Here is a 17190-nt window from a genome sequence, read left to right as displayed (position 1 = left end):
GGATGGATACTTACAAAATAATGATCGTCGATGATGATCCCCATATATGCGAGATTGTTCAGGTATATTGCGACAGGGAGGGGTTTATCTCCACCTTCAGTCATAGCGGGACGGAAGCGATGAAGCTGCTTACAACGTTTGAGCCGGATTTGATTGTGCTGGATATATTGCTGGCTAATGAGAACGGTATTGATTGGTGCAGGAATGCGCGTAATTTTACCAGTGCGCCGATTGTTTTCCTGAGCAGCCAGGAGGAAGACGAAGTGAAGATTAACGCATTAACTTATGGTGGCGACGATTATGTGACCAAGCCGTTCAGTCCAGGTGTGCTCATGGCCAAGATCAAGGCGCACCTTCGTAGAGTGTCGTCAGGCAGAAGGGAGCAACTGCTAGAATTGCCCGGTCTGACCCTGGATTTCTATACACAGTCTGTCAACATAGGCGGGGAAGCGGTCTTTTTGTCCAAAAAGGAATTCAGTCTGCTATCCTACATGGCACAAAACGTGAATCGTGTCATCAGTGTCGATACATTGTTTCAAATCATCTGGGGCATGGAAAGTCTGGAGGATACAAGAACAGTCGCAGTACACATTAGTAATTTACGCAAAAAAATCGAGAATGACCCAGCCGAGCCTGAGCGGATCATTACGGTTCGGGGGAGCGGATACATGCTGGTTGCTAATAGTTCGTAACAAGCATGAAATTACAAGTAAAGATTCGTAAAGATAGGTAGGAAAGACAGATTTCATTGAAAATAGCGGCGTAAGGGAGTTGAATCCCTACGTCGCTATTTTTTTATATTTAGGGCGTTTTCTACGAAAGGAGGAGACCATGCCTAATTTTCGTTTCTATTGATTTTCAGAGAAGAAGCTTCAGGTCAAATCGTTGTAATGAAGCATAAACTAGATTAAAGTAGATTTTTAAAGGCAAAGTAGCAGAAGAAAGAGCTGTCCCAAAGCCGTAGACATGGCTTGGACAGCTCTTTTTTGCATTACAAGATAAGGGACATAACATCAAATATGAGTCGAATCTAGATTAAGTCTGGCTGTGTTATAATTTAGTTGATTCCCGTTAGTGGTGATGACTCCTAGACTGTTCTAAGGTGTCTAAACGGACAATTTCGCTCTAAAGCGCTTGTTACTTACTTTGGATTACTGCGTATAAGAGAAGAACTTTAATTTTACAAATGCAGGAGGTGTCCCGTGGCATTTATTCAACTGAAATGTCCGAATTGCAATGGTAAGATAGAGCCTAAAGGGGAAAGGTTGTTCAAATGTCCGTTCTGTGAGACGGAACTGCTGCTCCAGGAAAATAACGTATACCATGTAGATCAATCCGTCCACCATTATCACGGGACAGCTGTTCCAACCAGACCTGCCAGGTCAAAACCAAAACGGAACGGCTTGCTAGCGGGTTTGCTGGTTCTTGCTCTTTCCGTCTATTTTATATGGATTTTCGCCAATCAGGGAAGTGGAGGAGGGGTAAGCCAATCTCATGTTGTACGAACAGAGCCGGAAAGCGAGGTGCTGCAGCTCTTCTTGAGAGACATCTTTGATAAAACGGAGGCTATGCCGTCGTTAGAGGAACTTGGCAGCATCCGTTTTTTATCCGTGGATAAAGCGGATGACCGATGGCGGTTCAGGTACAGCTTCGACGATCCCTTCACAAACGAGCAGCCAGAATGGAAAGAATATGTCGTGACAGATAAAGTGCTGAATACCCAGCGAATGGAGCAGAAGGACTTCGAAGCGTTTTCGGGTCTGACGGGGCTGGACTTAAATGGGGAGTATGAAATAACCCAGACGAGAGACATGAGCTTCAGTCATATGAAGAATTTGAAAAGTTATTCGTCTGGCTTCAATGAATCGTTCCATGTGTTCGCCTCTTATTTCGGCGATAAGAGCCGCATTCAGCAATTAACGACTCAGATACGCAGCAATGAAGAGATGGCGCAATTACTTGAATTTTCTAATCTACAGAATTTAAGCATTACATACGTTGATGAATCGGTTACCGATTTTCAAATACTGCAGCAGCTACCACTCCGTTCACTTGCGATTACAACTATAGACGATCTGGGCTGGTTGTCCACGCTTCCTTCTCTGGAATCATTAAGTATCGGCACCAGTGAAGCGACTGACTTCAGCAGTCTGTATGCACTCAGCCAAATGGAAGAGTTAACGTTTGACAACGTGCGGAATTTGAGGACGCTCGACTTTGTAACCAGCATGCCTAAGCTACATACCCTCGATGTAAATCAGGTCAGCCTTGTCAGTCTAGAGCCATTGCGGAACAAAGCGTCACTCACCAGGCTGAAGCTTGCGGATGCAGGAGCACAAGAGACGCTGCAAGTAATCAACAGCCTGAGTTCGTTGTCTTCGCTTGTGGTATCTGGTTACTACAGCACGGCGCCAGAGCTCAATCTCCCCCGTGTAACGGAATTGGTGCTGCCTTCCTCCTTCGTACCGCTCCTTCATGCGCCAGCTGTTCGTAACTTAACCGTTAATCTGAACAGCAACGGGATCAGTGGCGGCGATTTAATACGGTTTCCGCAGCTGTCGGAGATTTCATTGCTGGAATCAGGCAGCTTTACTCAGGTGAAGGCGTTGAATCGGCTGCCGAAGCTGCGCATATTGAACGCTAGCGAGACATCCTTTTACGGGGAAACTCGGGAACTTTTTCAACTATCGAATCTTACATCACTTGAATGCTTGGAGTGTACGTTCCAGCTGGAGGGAGAAGCTCCTTATGATAACGGCGTACTGGAACAATTGAATCTGAATAACTCGTATTTCTCACTCGATAACAATCATGTTGAGGATTTGGAACGGATAACGCCCTACCTGACAGGTTTAACAGGAATACGTTCCTTTACTCTACAGGACAGTTCCATCCAAACGCTTGATTTCGTAAAACGTTGGAAACAACTGGAGATTCTGCACGTAGAGAATAATGCGATATCCAATCTCAACCCGCTAAGTACGCTTACCTCTTTAAGAAAGGTATACATCGCGGGTAATCCAGTTCAGAACAAGACGATCTTGGGGGACAGGGTTAACGTTTATTAAGCTGTGGTAAATCGTTTGAGGTTTAGTCCTATGCATTTATGTAGAAACCCGGACTGGCATGGAAGCCTGATCCGGGTTTTTGTCTGTTAGCAAGACTTTCTGTCCCATTAATCCATTGAAACATGCACAACTGCACTATATAACACTTTGTTGAGAATTGGGTGGTACGTCACTTGATGCTGAACTTGCTTCAATACGGTAACTCCTTTTTAACACAAGGATGCACGATGTCTCTATTTATGTGTTTTACAGTTTATGTTTAAGATTCAAGAAGCAATGGCTAAAGTTATGGATATTGGGGAGATACATGAAGATGGACCAAATTACCATTCATTATCTGTGGAGGCATTCGTAGCTTTTATACAAGATACTTATCTAAAATGAAGTGTCACAATGGATTCTGTGATGCGATTTATAAACTGGACTGGCAGACCCATTGGTTGAAAGCTAATAAAGTCTAAAAGGTTTAATCATGTGCATAGATGGGAGATCCTGATGAAAGAAATCAAATTTTTGATGTATGATGGGGATGAGAAAGTAGAAGTTCTTGTGAAGACGAGATGATATGGGCCAATCAAAAGGTTATTATGGGAAGTGTTAGATGTTGACAGAACATCGATTTCCCATCATTTGAAGAGCATTTTTGATACTGGGAGCTCGATGAAAAAGTGGTATATGCAGAAATTGCACATACCACTCAACATGGTGCATTCTCCATGGCGCTATCATTCTGCATCAGCACAAGCTAACTTCAACAAATGTTTGTTTGATCGGAGGTTAAACTATGGCTTTGGAAAACAAGTTAGGTATTACCGATTCTGCGGAGCTTGCTCGTGTGGAAGAAAAACTCAGTAAGAAAAAAGCGATTGAAATATTCGAGACGGGTTTGCTGGATACGTTAGAAATCGGAACATTTAAGGCATTATCCCATATTCATATGTGTTTGTTTGAAGAAATATATGATTTTGCCGGAAAAGTGCGTGAGGTTAACATAGCCAAGGGTGGCTTTCGATTTGCACCTGTGATGTACCTTGAAGCTGCGCTTGAGAATGTCTCCAAAATGCCGCAATCCACCTTCGAGGAAATCATCGAAAAGTATGTTGAGATGAATGTGGCTCATCCTTTTCGAGAGGGAAATGGGAGAAGTGCAAGAATATGGCTTGATTGCATGTTGAAAAAGGAAATCAGGCAAGTTATCGATTGGAGTAAGGTTGATAAAGAAGACTATCTGCTTGCGATGGAGAGAAGTCCTATTAAAGATGTCGAGATCAAGGTTCTACTTCAAGCAGCACTTACGGATCAGATCAATGACCGTGAGATTTATATGAAAGGCATCGATGCGAGTTACCATTACGAGGGTTATTACGTGTATAAGACAGAAGATCTCTATAACGAACAGTAAATGGAGCAATAGCATATCTATCAAGCATTGGGAGCTATATCTGGTTGGAAATTATATTCTGCATGTTGCAGAAGGTACCATTCGCCAAATCTAATTGATAAAAACTATCCTGATACCGTCATAGAATTACCAACTAACTTATCTTACGATGTATTAATTCCAACTACGATTTCTATTAGAGCAAGATCGAAAAGAAATTGCTGAACTTGAGACTAAGAGATTGAAAAAGAGTATTATCACAAAACAGAGGAAACCCGGATTGAGTAGATCAATCCGGGTTTTGCTGTTCCCATCGACTTAGCTATGTCCCATCAATCTACGGCAAAATGCACAACGGCACTATATAACATCTTGTTGAGAATTGGGTGGTACGTCACTTGATGCTGAACTTGCTTCACCCGTAGCATCAGCGCTTTGTTGATTCCGATGCGGTCCTCAATCGTACGCTCTAGTTCATTGAGGTCATAAGCCTGCAAGCACTCAACTTTGTCTTTGATCATATCCAGTGAAATTTCCATATATCTTCAGGCGCCTCCTTCAAATCTAATTGCAGGTTAAGAGCCTGCCGAGCTTCATTTTAGAGCAGCTTCTCCAGTTCGACAAGAGTAATGACACAAAAAATGAACTGCAGAACTTAGTTGTTCGGGGATCGCATTGGTCACAGAGAACCAAAAGAATCTAATGAGACGAAGCCACCCGCCCGATAAATATATAAATCATCATCGAATGTGAACATGGACTCGAAGCCCTAGCCTTTAGCATGAACCGAAAAGGAGATCAGAAGCCAATGATACGTGTCATGTTAATTGACGATGAAGAAGATGCATTGAATTTGCTCGAAATATTGCTTGGTCAAGTGGGGAATGTCGAAGTAGCGGGCAGATATCTCAATCCCATCCAGGCAATTGATGCTCTAAGCCAAACGATGGTCGATGCAGTGTTCCTGGATATCCAGATGCCAGGTATGAAGGGGACTGAAGCTGCGCGTCGCATTAGAAATATCTCTCCTGAGTTACCCATCATTTTCACGACAGCCTACGCGGAATATGCGCTGGAAGCGTTCGAGATCGATTCTACGGATTATTTGCTGAAGCCTTTTACGGCAGGCAGATTAGAGAATACAGTTGCACGGATAACCAAAAACCTTTACAAAGAAGCAGACACAGTGCAGCCCAATCAGGCTCCTGTTCCGTCGGTTCATTCTCTTGGAGGGTTTCACATCGTTTCACCGCTTAAGACGGGGGAAGAAGTGGTTTGGAGAACCAAAAAAGAGCGAGAGCTGTGCGCATTTCTGATTCATCATGAAGGTAAGCGTGTGAATGCTGGCGTCATTATTGAAGCGTTGTGGCCGGGGTATGACCTCGACAAAGCCAAATCGTATTTGTATACTTGTCTCTCTTATCTTCGGAGAAGCTTGACAGATCAGGACATTCCCATCCATATTCGCAAAGGAAATCAGGGTTTCTCTGCTGAGCTAAACGATATCATAATAGATGTCTCTCCATTTGAGACGCTGCTCAACCAAATATTGGAAGAAGAGAATATGCAAGAGAAGCATTACAATCAGATGAACGAGATGTACACCGGCGATTATATGGATGGATGCAATTTTGACTGGGCGATTGCCAGACAGTTGGAGATCAAATCATTGTATGCTCGTGTTCTTCGTAAATGGAATAGGTATTACCGTAGCCAAGAAAAGCTCTCGCTTGCGGCGGATAGTTTACAGCGGCTACTCAAGCTACACCCAGACTCCGAGATCGACGGCCGCGCGCTCATCAGACTGCATCTGGAGCTTGGTAACCGGAGCGAGGCATACCGTGTATGCTTGCAGCTGGAACAGGCTGTATGCGTTCAGCTTGGCACAGAATTAGAGGAGGAAACTATGTTACTGGTTCGACAAACGATGGAAAGACAGAGTGCGCATCCCAATGAGTCGTAAAATCATTGCAGCGCTTATTACAATAGCGATGCTGTTCGCCACTTACGGGTTATTGCTGACATATTTCACAGTGAATAAAAAAACGATGCCCATTGCAAACAATGGAACGATGGACTTGACCGATTGGGCATTTGAAGAGAACGGTGTCATTCGGTTGGATGGACAATGGGAGTTTTATCCCCATCGACTGCTCTTCAGCCACCCAATTGATTCAGAGCGTATGGCAGATCAGGCACCTTCATTGATTCAAGTACCTGGTTATTGGGCCAAGCAGATGGATACGTTGGGCGTAGCTACATACCGGTTGAGGGTTCTAATAGATGATGACAGTGTTGTATATGGGATCAAAACGGCAGCCGTTCTGATCTCTAATAGGCTTATCGTCAATGGTCAAGTCGTAGGCTCCAGCGGAGATCCCGATCTGGAAGAGGATTATCGGGCACTCAATAAGCCTTATGTTAGCTACTTCACACTCAAACAGGGGTGGAACGATATTCTCGTCGAGGTCGCCAACCACGAATTTCGCGTTGCAAGTGGAATTGGTGAATCTATTCAATTGGGTAAGGCTGATCAGATTTCAAGAATTCGGGATCTTGCGACTGCACATGATTGGGTGGTATTGACTGCATTTCTAATTATGGGTCTCTACTTTATCGGGTTATTTTCTCAGCGGAGGAACGACCTTTCTCTTGTCGTATTTGGACTCGTCTGTTTGTTTATCGCGGCGTTTACAAGTGTCAGTGGTGAGAGGGTGCTGTTTGATGTGATTGGGCCACTCCCATTCTGGCTCTATTTCCGGATTCAAATGGTGGTGACAGTCGGGGTAGGCGTAGGCTTTTTCCTGTATGTATATACCGCATTCCGCCCCTACAGCCATAAATGGCTCACGAAAGGAGGCTTGGTTACAGGGACATGTTTACTCCTCCTGCATCTGGGCTTCGCTACACAGCTTACAACAGGGCTGCTGCGTCTCGTGACGTCACTATATGTCATGTTAGCTTTGTTGTACGCAACCTATGTGTTTGTTCACGCAGTTCTACATAAGGTAGCTGGCAGTTGGTATCTTGCCGTTGCGGCTATGGCTTTGAACGCAATGATCCTGAACCAGAACTTGAACGTATATTTCGGAGTACCCATTTATTCATTTGCGCCAGTTGAGCCGTTTCTTGTGCTCCTCATGCTTGCGCTGTTAATGTCACTTCGCTTTTCCAATGCTTTTCAGCGGATTGAGGAGCTTTCCGAGCAACTGCTGGAGGCAGACAAACATAAGGACGATTTTCTTGCGCGTACCTCGCATGAATTCAAGACGCCTTTGCATGGCGTGATGAACATATCACGATCCATGCTCGATGATGTTGCCAATCCAGTTACAGCAGAGCAACGAGAAAAGCTACAATTAATGATTGAGGTGACAAGAAAGCTATCTCAGCTCGTCTATGACATTCTGGACTTGTCCAAACTGAAACAGGGAGAATTCAGGATCGTACTTGCACCAGTGGATGTGCGTTCTGTCGTGGAAGTTCAGATACGTTTCTACGCCTATCTCTGTACAGATAAGGACATTCAACTCGTCAATCAAGTTCCAGCGGATTTCCCTCTCGCGCAAGCTGATGAAAATCGGATAAGCCAAGTCATCAGTAATTTGCTCGATAACGCGATCAAGCACACGGAGCATGGAACGATTATTGTCACGGGGAAAGAACACGGAGGGTTGCTCCAATTCGAAGTTAGGGACACAGGTGCAGGCATTGACCCGGAGAATCTGCCGTATATTTACGAGCCGTTCAAATCCACGGAGGAAACACGGAAACGCGGCTTCGGGCTTGGGCTGCCAATTGCGAAGCAACTAATCGATCTGCAGGGAGGTACGCTTGCTGTCATGTCTACGTTGGGAGTTGGCACAACCTTTACGTTTACACTGCCGATGGCATTACAACATAGCGACCCATGGGTTCCTTCATCTACATCCTATGCTCAGCCTTTGGAAAAGGAATATTCATTCTCAACACCATATATTATGAATCCCGATGGGCAGCGGACGGTATTGATTGTCGACGATCAGTATGTGAACCTGAAGGTTTTGCTGGATGCGTTACAATCGCTCAATTATCGTGTTATTGCGGTCAAAGATGGATATGAAGCGCTTGAACAGATCGACCAGCCGGGCAGAATTGACCTAGTCATTCTTGATCTGATGATGCCTGGGATGTCTGGATATGAAGTATGTCTTGAAATTCGCAAGCGGTACTCGCTGCTAGACTTGCCTGTGCTGATGGTAACAGCAGCGTTGCAACCGCAGGATAAAGTGGCGGCATTCCAGGTGGGAGCCAATGATTATTTGCCCAAGCCATTTGATCTGGAAGAACTAAAGGCGCGAATTGGAAGTTTGCTTGCTATGAAGGAGTCGCTGGGACGGGCAGTCCATATGGAGGTAGCATTCCTTCAATCACAGATCAAGCCGCACTTCCTATATAATGTCCTCAATAGTATCGTGTCTTCCAGTTATACTGATGTGGAGCGTGCAAGGAACATGATTATTGCGTTGGCGGATTATTTACGAGGGAGCTTCCGGTTCAGCAATACAGATGAACGTATTGAATTTGATGAGGAATTCCAGCTTATTCAAACGTATGTGGAGATTGAGCAAGCCAGGTTCGGGGATCGGATCAGCTTCAAATATGATATCCCGGAAGATGCTTATCGCTCGAAGATGCCGCCGTTGCTGTTGCAACCATTGGTTGAAAATGCCATTCGTCATGGTATCGGAGCTCGAATCGAAGGCGGAACCGTAGAATTGAAAGCAGAGAGATCCGAAGGGGGTTGGCTATTCACTGTAATTGATGACGGAGTCGGCATTTCTCCTGAACGAATAGATCTGCTACTGGAACAAAATGAATCGAATGGTGAGCACGGCGTAGGCTTGCGGAATATCAATAAGCGACTGAGATTTGAATATGGGACTTCACTGGAGCTCGCGAGCGAGCCAGGGCGTGGAACGAGTGTTGCCTTTCGTATTCCAGATCTGCAGTCTTAATGTGAAAATAGTGTTATACCAAAGGGTTCCATCGCATTTGCGATGGGGCTTTTTGGTATGTGTTGAAAAGATAACATTTTATTTAAATAGGTCGAAGTATGTCGAATAGCGTCAGTTTTTAAGGTTTTTTTAAGGTGACCTCCGTTATGCTGAGCAGAAATGTATAGATGCATCAATAGAACGAGAAAACGGAGGGATAGATGCGTAATGATTTCATTGAGAATATTAAGTAAGAGATACAACAGACATTTTCGAAGAATGGCACACCTGTTGCTAGCCATCATTCTCTTTATACCATCCTTGGTGATTGGAGGCGGGGTAACGTCGGCAGCATCCGGCTGGTCGATTATTGATGGGAATGGGGCAACTGGCATTAATGTAAATCCAGCCATGAGGGGCGAAAATCCTGCCATATTGGAATGGAATGGTGAAATTTATGTAGCGTGGAAAGAAACAATTCCGAGTACGCCTACGATTAGCCAGATCAGGGTTAAAAAGTTTAATGGCTCAAACTGGGTTAGTGTTGATGGGGGTCACCCAACATATGGTTTAAATTACGATGTCAACAGAGATGTTGAGTCTCCAGCACTAGCTGTTTATAACAATGCGTTGTATCTGACTTGGTTGGAGAGAAATGCTTCTTATACTGCACAAGTTCGGGTCAAAAAATATGATGGTACGAGCTGGACAAATGCTGAAGGGGGGAACCCTGCCGGGATCAATGAAAATCCTTCCATCACAGCATTAAGTCCAAAATTGACTGCATATAAAGGCGAGTTGTACGCAATGTGGGGAGAGGCAGCTAAGATCCGTGCGAAGAAATACAATGGTACTACGTGGACAAGCCTCGATGGCGGCGGAACTGATGGGTTGAATGTAGCCCCAGGCAGTGGAGCAGGTGGGCCAGCTATGATTGTATTTGGCAATGATTTATATGCACTGTGGTCTGAAAGAGTAGGCACCGGCTTCAGTACAGTGCGAGCTAAGAAATATGATGGCACTAACTGGACGGTCGCTGACGGTGGAGCTGGCTTGAACAAGGTAAGTTGGAATAATGCAATAACCCCATCTCTAAGTGTTATGAATGGTCAATTGTACGTAGCATGGGTGGAAGCTCGTGGGGGTCAATATAGCACGGATGATCAGATTCGTGTTAAGAAATTCGACGGCACTACTTGGACTAATATTGATGGAGATGGCGAATACGGCATTAATGTGAATATAGGGCTACGCGCTTTCGAGGTTCAGTTAGCGGGTTTAAATAATGAGTTGTATGCCATATGGACCGAGAATTCAAACGAGTGGGTAAGCGGAGTTCCCGTTTTTAAAATCCGTGTGAAAAAATATGATGGCAATGGATGGGTTCTAGCTGAAAATGGAAGAAATGGGGGCTTGAATGCTTTTGGAACTAAAACAGCCGTGCACCCTGCTATAACAGCCCTGAACGGAGCGCTGTATGCGGTGTGGGACGAGAATGACAGAAAAGTAGTAAATATAAGGGCAGCCCAATTCACCCCGCCGCCGCCACCAAGCGTAACTAGTGTTACTGTAAGTCCAGTTACAACTAGTACGATGCAAGGTGGCAACAGACAACTATTTGCTTCTGTTAACGCAGTAGGAGAGGCAGCAACAACGTTGACATGGAGCAGTAGTGATGTCACGAACAAGGTATCAGTAAATGCTACGGGCTTAGTTACGGTAGCACGAGACGCAACACCAGGTAATTACATCATCACGGCGACTTCCACGTTTGATCGTACCAAAACAGCAACATCAACCGTTACGGTGACATATGCACCAGCAGTTCAGAGTATAACGGTTAATCCAAGTACGGATAGCCTGATGCAGGGTGAGAGCACCCAGTTAACGGCAACGGTAGTAGCCGTAGGTGGTGCACCAGACACAGTAAGATGGCATAGCAGTGATCTCGGTAATAAAGTGACGGTAGATGCAACGGGGAAGGTTAGTGTGGCATCCGATGCTACACCGGGTGATTACACCATTACAGCATCTTCCACTTATGATACGGGCAAGAGAGAAACGGCAGTCATTACGGTCACATATGCACCGGCTGTTAATAGTGTTACTGTAAGCCCAGATACTGACAGTTTGCTGCAAGGAGAGAGCAGACAGCTGGTAGCAACGGTAAACGCTGTAGGTGGGGCGCCCACATCGGTGACATGGGCCAGCAGTGACACGGATAACAAGGTTGAGGTAAGCGATACCGGCTTCGTGACGGTTTCCGCAGATGCTGTGCCAGGGAACTACACCATTACGGCAACTTCGACGGTAGACAGCAGTAAGGTGGGTACAGCCACTATTACGGTGACGTATGCACCAGCAGTAAACGGAGTAATCGTTACGCCTGATCCAGCAAGCATCGTGCAAGGAGATGGTACACAGTTAGAGGCAATCGTTGAGGCAGTTGGTGGAGCTTCGACGGTGGTAACATGGAGCAGCAGCGATCTAACTGGCAAAGTTGAGGTAAGTGATACCGGCTTTGTAACGGCTGCAGCAGATGCTGTACCAGGGGATTACACAATGACAGCTACATCGATTGAAGACAGCAGTAAGACGGGAAAGGCAACCGTTACAGTGATGTATGCACCAGCTATTCACAATATCACTGTCAATCCGGAGAGTGCTAATGTTGCACAAGGAAGAAGCGAGCAACTCACGGCCACGGTAACTGCGGTAGGTGGAGCCGATCCTTCCGTGATGTGGGCAAGCAATGATTCTAGCAACAAGGTAACTGTAAGCGGCACGGGGAATGTTAGCGTTGCTCCTGATGCTGTGCCAGGTGACTATGTCATTACAGCGACATCTGTGTACGATCTAACCAAGGTTGCAACGGCAAACATTAAGGTGACGTATGCACCGGCCGTGAACAGTGTCATGGTTAACCCGGCTACGGACAGCCTGATGCAGGGCGAGAGCAGACAGCTGACGGCAACGGTAGATACCGTAGGCGGAGCCGATGTAACGGTGACGTGGAGCAGTAGCGATGCAACCAATAAGGTGAAGGTCAGCGATACAGGTTATGTTACGGTAGAAGCCGATGCTGAGCCGGGGGAATATACCATTTTCGCGACCTCTACAATAGATATGAGTAAAAAAGGTAGCATGGTTCTTACGGTGACAGCAGCTCCAACATATACGATTGCTCCGATTGATGATCGCACATTGGAGTCGCTCATGCTCGATTACGAATCTGGTACTCAGGAAACGAACACCGTGTCCATTCAACATACGGGTACAGGAAATCTGGTTCATTTATCTGCATCCCTGAGCGGGGATGATTCGGATGCCTTTGTTATCACGCAGCCGGATACTGAATTGACCGCTGGAGATCAGACAGAGTTCATGCTACGTGCCAAAGATGGATTACCGGCAGGAACATATACCGCTACCATTACGTTGACAGCAGATCAGATGCTGCCTGTCACTTTCAAAGTAACACAGGCGGTGAATCTGCCTAATGCACCAGCCAACCCTCGGAATCTGACAGCTGAACCTGGGGATGGTCACGTAACGTTGAAATGGGAAACGGAACCCGATGTAGAGTACCGGATCTATATGGCAACAGATGGTGATCCTGACCATAGGATTGAAATCACAGATGAGGCATCATCACCTTATATGATTCCTGATTTGGTTAACGGCAAGATCTATTACTTTGTTGTAAAAGCAGAGAATAAAGGAGGGCTTAGCGAAGCCTCCAATCAGGTCAGCGTTATCCCTTCAAGCGTTCCAGGAGCGCCAACAGATGTGACGGCGACTCCGGGCAACGGACAAGCCATTGTGAGATTTACGGCACCAGCTCATAATGGTGGAAGTCCAATTACGGGATACGAGGTGATCGTATCGCCAGGGAACACAATAATTACAGGCATCGCTAGTCCAATAACAGTACCAGGATTGAGTAACGGAACAAGCTATACGTTCACGGTGAAGGCCATTAACGGTGCTGGCAAAAGCATAGACTCGGCGAAGTCCAATGCAGTTGTGCCAGTAGCAGCTTCTGCTCCGTCAACCAATCTACCTGTAACAGAAGTTCCATCCACCGCACCAGTAACGCCAATCACACCACCGACAACAGCACCAACAGTGCCAACAACGGTAACGACAGGCGTCGATATTCTGGTTAATGGAAAAGTGGAGAATGCCGGACAAGCGACAATATCCCGACGTGATCAACAAACGGCATTGACCATTGTGGTGGATCAGCAGAAGCTGAACGATAGATTGGCGGAGGAAGGACAAGGTGCTATTGTCACAATCCCCATTCGTCAAACATTTGACGTCTTCGTCGGTGAGCTTACGGGTGAAATGATCAGGACGATGGGAGATTATCAAGCTGTACTGGAATTCCAAACGGAGCAAGCTTCATATACCGTGCCGGCAGGTCAGATCCGTATTGGAGAGATTGCAAGCCAAGTTGGAGGAGCTAGCGACTTGCAGGGAATCAAGGTACGGATTGAAATTGCAGCCCCGACATCTGCTCAATCGGACATTGTAGGGCGCGCAGCCGCTCAAAACGAGTTAACACTAGTTACTCCACCGCTGGACTTTACGGTTAATGTTGTTTATGGGGACAAGTCCGTTGAAGTCAGTCATTTTGATGCCTATGTCGAGAGAACGATAGCTATTCCAGACGACGTAGATCCTAACAAGATTACAACCGGCGTTGTGGTGGAGCCGGACGGCACGGTTCGCCATGTTCCAACCAAAGTACGTCAGAATAATGGAAGATACGAAGCTCAAATTAACAGTTTGACCAATAGCACATATGCAGTGGTATGGCATCCGCTACAATTTGCAGATGTAACGAATCATTGGGGTAAAGATGCTGTGAACGATATGGGGTCTAGAATGATTGTGGAAGGCGTTGGCAATGGTACCTTCAATCCTGATCGAGCCGTGACCCGTGCAGAGTTCGCTGCCATCGTTGTTCGTGGTCTAGGACTTCGTCCGGAGAATGGGGAAACTCCATTTATCGATGTGAAGACCGAGGATTGGTACAATGGTGCTATCCGTACAGCACATGCTTATGGGCTGATCAACGGCTTCGAGGATGGTACGTTCCATCCTAACGAAACCATTACAAGAGAACAGGCGATGGTCATATTGGCGAAAGCGATGACGATTACTGGGTTGAAAGACAGCCTGAACGCAGAGTCTTTAGATGCCACGCTCCAGATGTTCCAAGATGAGACTACTGTATCCTCATGGGCACGCAGCAGTGCAGCGGACAGCGTAAAGTCCGGTCTTGTGCAGGGTCGCAGTCAGTTTTTATTAGCGCCAAAAGGTAAAATCACACGTGCCGAGATTGCGACGATCATGCAGAGATTGCTGCAGAAGTCAGATCTAATCTGATTAGAGATAATTAAACTTTTGGTGTGCTGCGGTAGGATAAGATATATTACATGGAAACTAGAAAGCAGAACGAGAGCTAATTAGCACGCTCGTTCCGCTTTTTTGTCATTCAGGGAGAAGTATGCTTCTCTTGGGGGTGTGATATAATCGGTCTACAGATGTTTTAACATTTTCGGGATAAAGAATTCCCTAGTATGCATAGAGAGGTTTTGGATATGACGAAAGACAATTTTTGGCGTGAGTTACCACGACCATTTTTTATACTGGCACCGATGGAGGATGTGACGGATGTTGTGTTTCGTCATGTCGTGAGTGAAGCGGGGAGACCAGATGTATTTTTTACGGAATTTGCGAACACGGAGAGCTACTGTCACCCTGAGGGGAACAAAAGTGTGCGCGGACGTTTGACGTTTACAGCGGACGAACAGCCCATTGTGGCTCATATTTGGGGAGATAAACCGGAATTCTTTCGTGAGATGAGTATCGGTATGGCAAAAGAAGGCTTCAAAGGCATCGACATTAATATGGGTTGTCCTGTAGCCAATGTTGCAGAGAATGGGAAAGGGAGCGGCCTGATCTGCCGTCCCGCAATCGCTGCGGAGATCATCCAAGCTGCCAAAGCCGGAGGATTGCCTGTCAGTGTGAAAACAAGGCTCGGCTTCACAGAAGTAGACGAATGGCGTGACTGGTTAACTCATATTTTGCAGCAGGACATTGTGAACCTATCCATTCATCTGCGCACTAGAGAGGAAATGAGTAAAGTCGATGCACACTGGGAACTGATCCCTGAGATTAAGAAGCTTCGGGATGAGATTGCGCCGCATACACTTCTGACGATTAACGGCGATATTCCTGATCGTGAGACTGGCTTGAAGCTCGCTGAACAGTATGGTGTGGATGGCATTATGATTGGGCGGGGGATTTTCCAGAATCCGTTTGCCTTTGAGAAGCAGCCAAAGGAACACAGTAGCGAGGAATTGCTCAATCTGCTAAGGTTGCACCTGGATCTCCATGACCAATATTCAGAACAAGAGCCACGTTCATTCAGCGCGCTTACACGTTTCTTCAAAATCTATGTTCGTGGATTCCGTGGCGCAAGTGAGCTTCGCAATGACTTAATGAATGCAAAATCAACAAGTGTCGTGCGGACGCTGCTTGATGAGTTTGCAAGCAAGAGTCAAGAGAGGGTAGAAGAGGCGTAACATATAAAAAAAAGTAAAGCTAAACTGCAATTCTTCTGACTTCATGTCAGAGAAGCAGTTTAGCTTTTTTTTATAGAGTATAAAATGACCAAGTCTACCCTCAGCGAGAATACGCCGGTTGCGCCATCGCCACTGGCTGAGGATTGGCAAGCACCCATTGTACCGCTAATTCGCATAATCTGGCAGGCGCATCATAGTCCGAACCTTTGCGAAGCCTACTGACCAAGTCGTTTGCCTCTTGCAGAAGGGCTGGAGTTAACGGTGAACCCGTACCGAAGTGCTGTACCAACGCATCCAGCATCTTACGGAAATCGGCATCCCAGTTGCCACCACCATTGTCCAATACTTCATGGGAAACACGCCCGGTGATCCGAATAACCTCTCCCTGAACCGTTGGGGCATAGCCTTGGGGCGGGATGAGATATTCCCACAGCTCTTGGTGTTGTTTAGGCCAAGTGGTTGCTGTTACCTGAATGGGCGTAGTTCCATCATGCATGATGCGTACAGCTACTGGCTCCACATCAAAGAGCTGATACAGCTTGAGTAGTGCGCCTGAAACTTCGTCAACACGGTCTTTATTATATTTTTCTCGGATGAATTCAAAATTCTTGCCAATTCCTTTTACCGACTCTTTCATCTCCGGGGTGACCGATGCTCCAGCATCCAACAGCATAGTGGCGATTTCCGCCATATGAACAATATCTGCATTCCGGCAATTGATTAAGCCCTTAGCCAGTGGAGTATTTCCCCTTTTATTCTGTACGTTAATATCTACACCATGGTTAATCAACTCTTGTACCGCTTGGGTTCTATACGAATTGAAGGCTGCGTGCAGCGGTGTTTCGTTCTGGTAATCAAGAGCATTCGGATCTGCGCCCAATTCAAGAAGTAAGCTTACATTCCCTGACCAGTGTGCTGCATGAGCGTGAAGAGGTGTACGCTGGTATTTGTCTTGGGCGTTAACATCAGCCCCTTGTTCCACTAACCAGCGAACGAGTTCATCGGAAATCTTCCGTAAGCTGAGCGCTGTACCTTTGCTATAGCCCCCGCGGGCATCCCATTCGCATTGCTCAAATACCTCTTTGACGGCAGCAATATCATTATTGGCAATAAGTTTTTCAATATCAGCGGGTAAGGTTGTTTTCTTTTTCTTAGCCATTCGTTTA

General features: G+C 46.1%; 9 protein-coding genes. 7 read left to right on the top strand and 2 right to left on the bottom strand.

The window, feature by feature from the left end:
• Positions 1-2 precede the first annotated feature (2 nt).
• From ASD24_RS05655 to fic, 3 genes are all read left to right on the top strand, one after another.
• The gene (locus ASD24_RS05655; protein ID WP_056692875.1) at positions 3-692 is read left to right on the top strand and encodes a response regulator transcription factor; all 690 of its coding nucleotides are present in this window, start codon (positions 3-5) and stop codon (positions 690-692) included.
• A 510-nt stretch (positions 693-1202) separates the two neighbouring features.
• Positions 1203-3068 (top strand): leucine-rich repeat domain-containing protein, encoded by a 1866-nt coding sequence (locus ASD24_RS05650; protein WP_056692872.1) that lies wholly within the window; start codon positions 1203-1205, stop codon positions 3066-3068.
• 784 nt (positions 3069-3852) lie between these two features.
• Positions 3853-4470 (top strand): protein adenylyltransferase Fic, encoded by a 618-nt coding sequence (gene fic, locus ASD24_RS05645; RefSeq protein WP_056692868.1) that lies wholly within the window; start codon positions 3853-3855, stop codon positions 4468-4470.
• Between the two features lie 311 nt (positions 4471-4781).
• Here fic and ASD24_RS05640 read toward each other — a convergent pair whose 3' ends face one another.
• Complete coding sequence (locus ASD24_RS05640; RefSeq protein ID WP_056692865.1) at positions 4782-4988, bottom strand: DUF2536 family protein; 207 nt, start codon at positions 4986-4988, stop codon at positions 4782-4784.
• A 242-nt stretch (positions 4989-5230) separates the two neighbouring features.
• Here ASD24_RS05640 and ASD24_RS05635 point away from each other — a divergent pair, with 242 nt between their 5' ends.
• The 4 genes from ASD24_RS05635 to ASD24_RS05615 all read left to right on the top strand — a co-directional run bounded on the left by ASD24_RS05635 (position 5231) and on the right by ASD24_RS05615 (position 16024).
• A complete protein-coding gene (locus ASD24_RS05635; protein WP_235540403.1) occupies positions 5231-6412 on the top strand; it encodes a response regulator in 1182 nt (393 codons plus the stop codon).
• Positions 6402-9446 (top strand): sensor histidine kinase, encoded by a 3045-nt coding sequence (locus tag ASD24_RS05630; protein WP_056692858.1) that lies wholly within the window; start codon positions 6402-6404, stop codon positions 9444-9446. Before ASD24_RS05635 ends, ASD24_RS05630 begins: the two co-directional genes overlap by 11 nt.
• Positions 9447-9704: 258 nt before the next feature.
• Positions 9705-14822, top strand: a complete 5118-nt coding sequence (locus ASD24_RS05620) for an Ig-like domain-containing protein (RefSeq protein ID WP_235540401.1) — start codon at positions 9705-9707, stop codon at positions 14820-14822.
• Positions 14823-15037: 215 nt separating this feature from the next.
• A complete protein-coding gene (locus ASD24_RS05615; RefSeq protein ID WP_056692852.1) occupies positions 15038-16024 on the top strand; it encodes a tRNA dihydrouridine synthase in 987 nt (328 codons plus the stop codon).
• A 100-nt stretch (positions 16025-16124) separates the two neighbouring features.
• Here ASD24_RS05615 and ASD24_RS05610 read toward each other — a convergent pair whose 3' ends face one another.
• On the bottom strand, positions 16125-17183 hold the full coding sequence (locus ASD24_RS05610; RefSeq protein ID WP_056692849.1) for an ankyrin repeat domain-containing protein: 1059 nt from the start codon (positions 17181-17183) through the stop codon (positions 16125-16127).
• Positions 17184-17190 lie beyond the last annotated feature (7 nt).

It is taken from the genome of Paenibacillus sp. Root52, from assembly GCF_001426865.1.
Classification (GTDB): domain Bacteria; phylum Bacillota; class Bacilli; order Paenibacillales; family Paenibacillaceae; genus Paenibacillus.
Note: the sequence above shows the minus strand (reverse complement) of the source record. Positions and strands in the feature narration are given on the sequence as shown.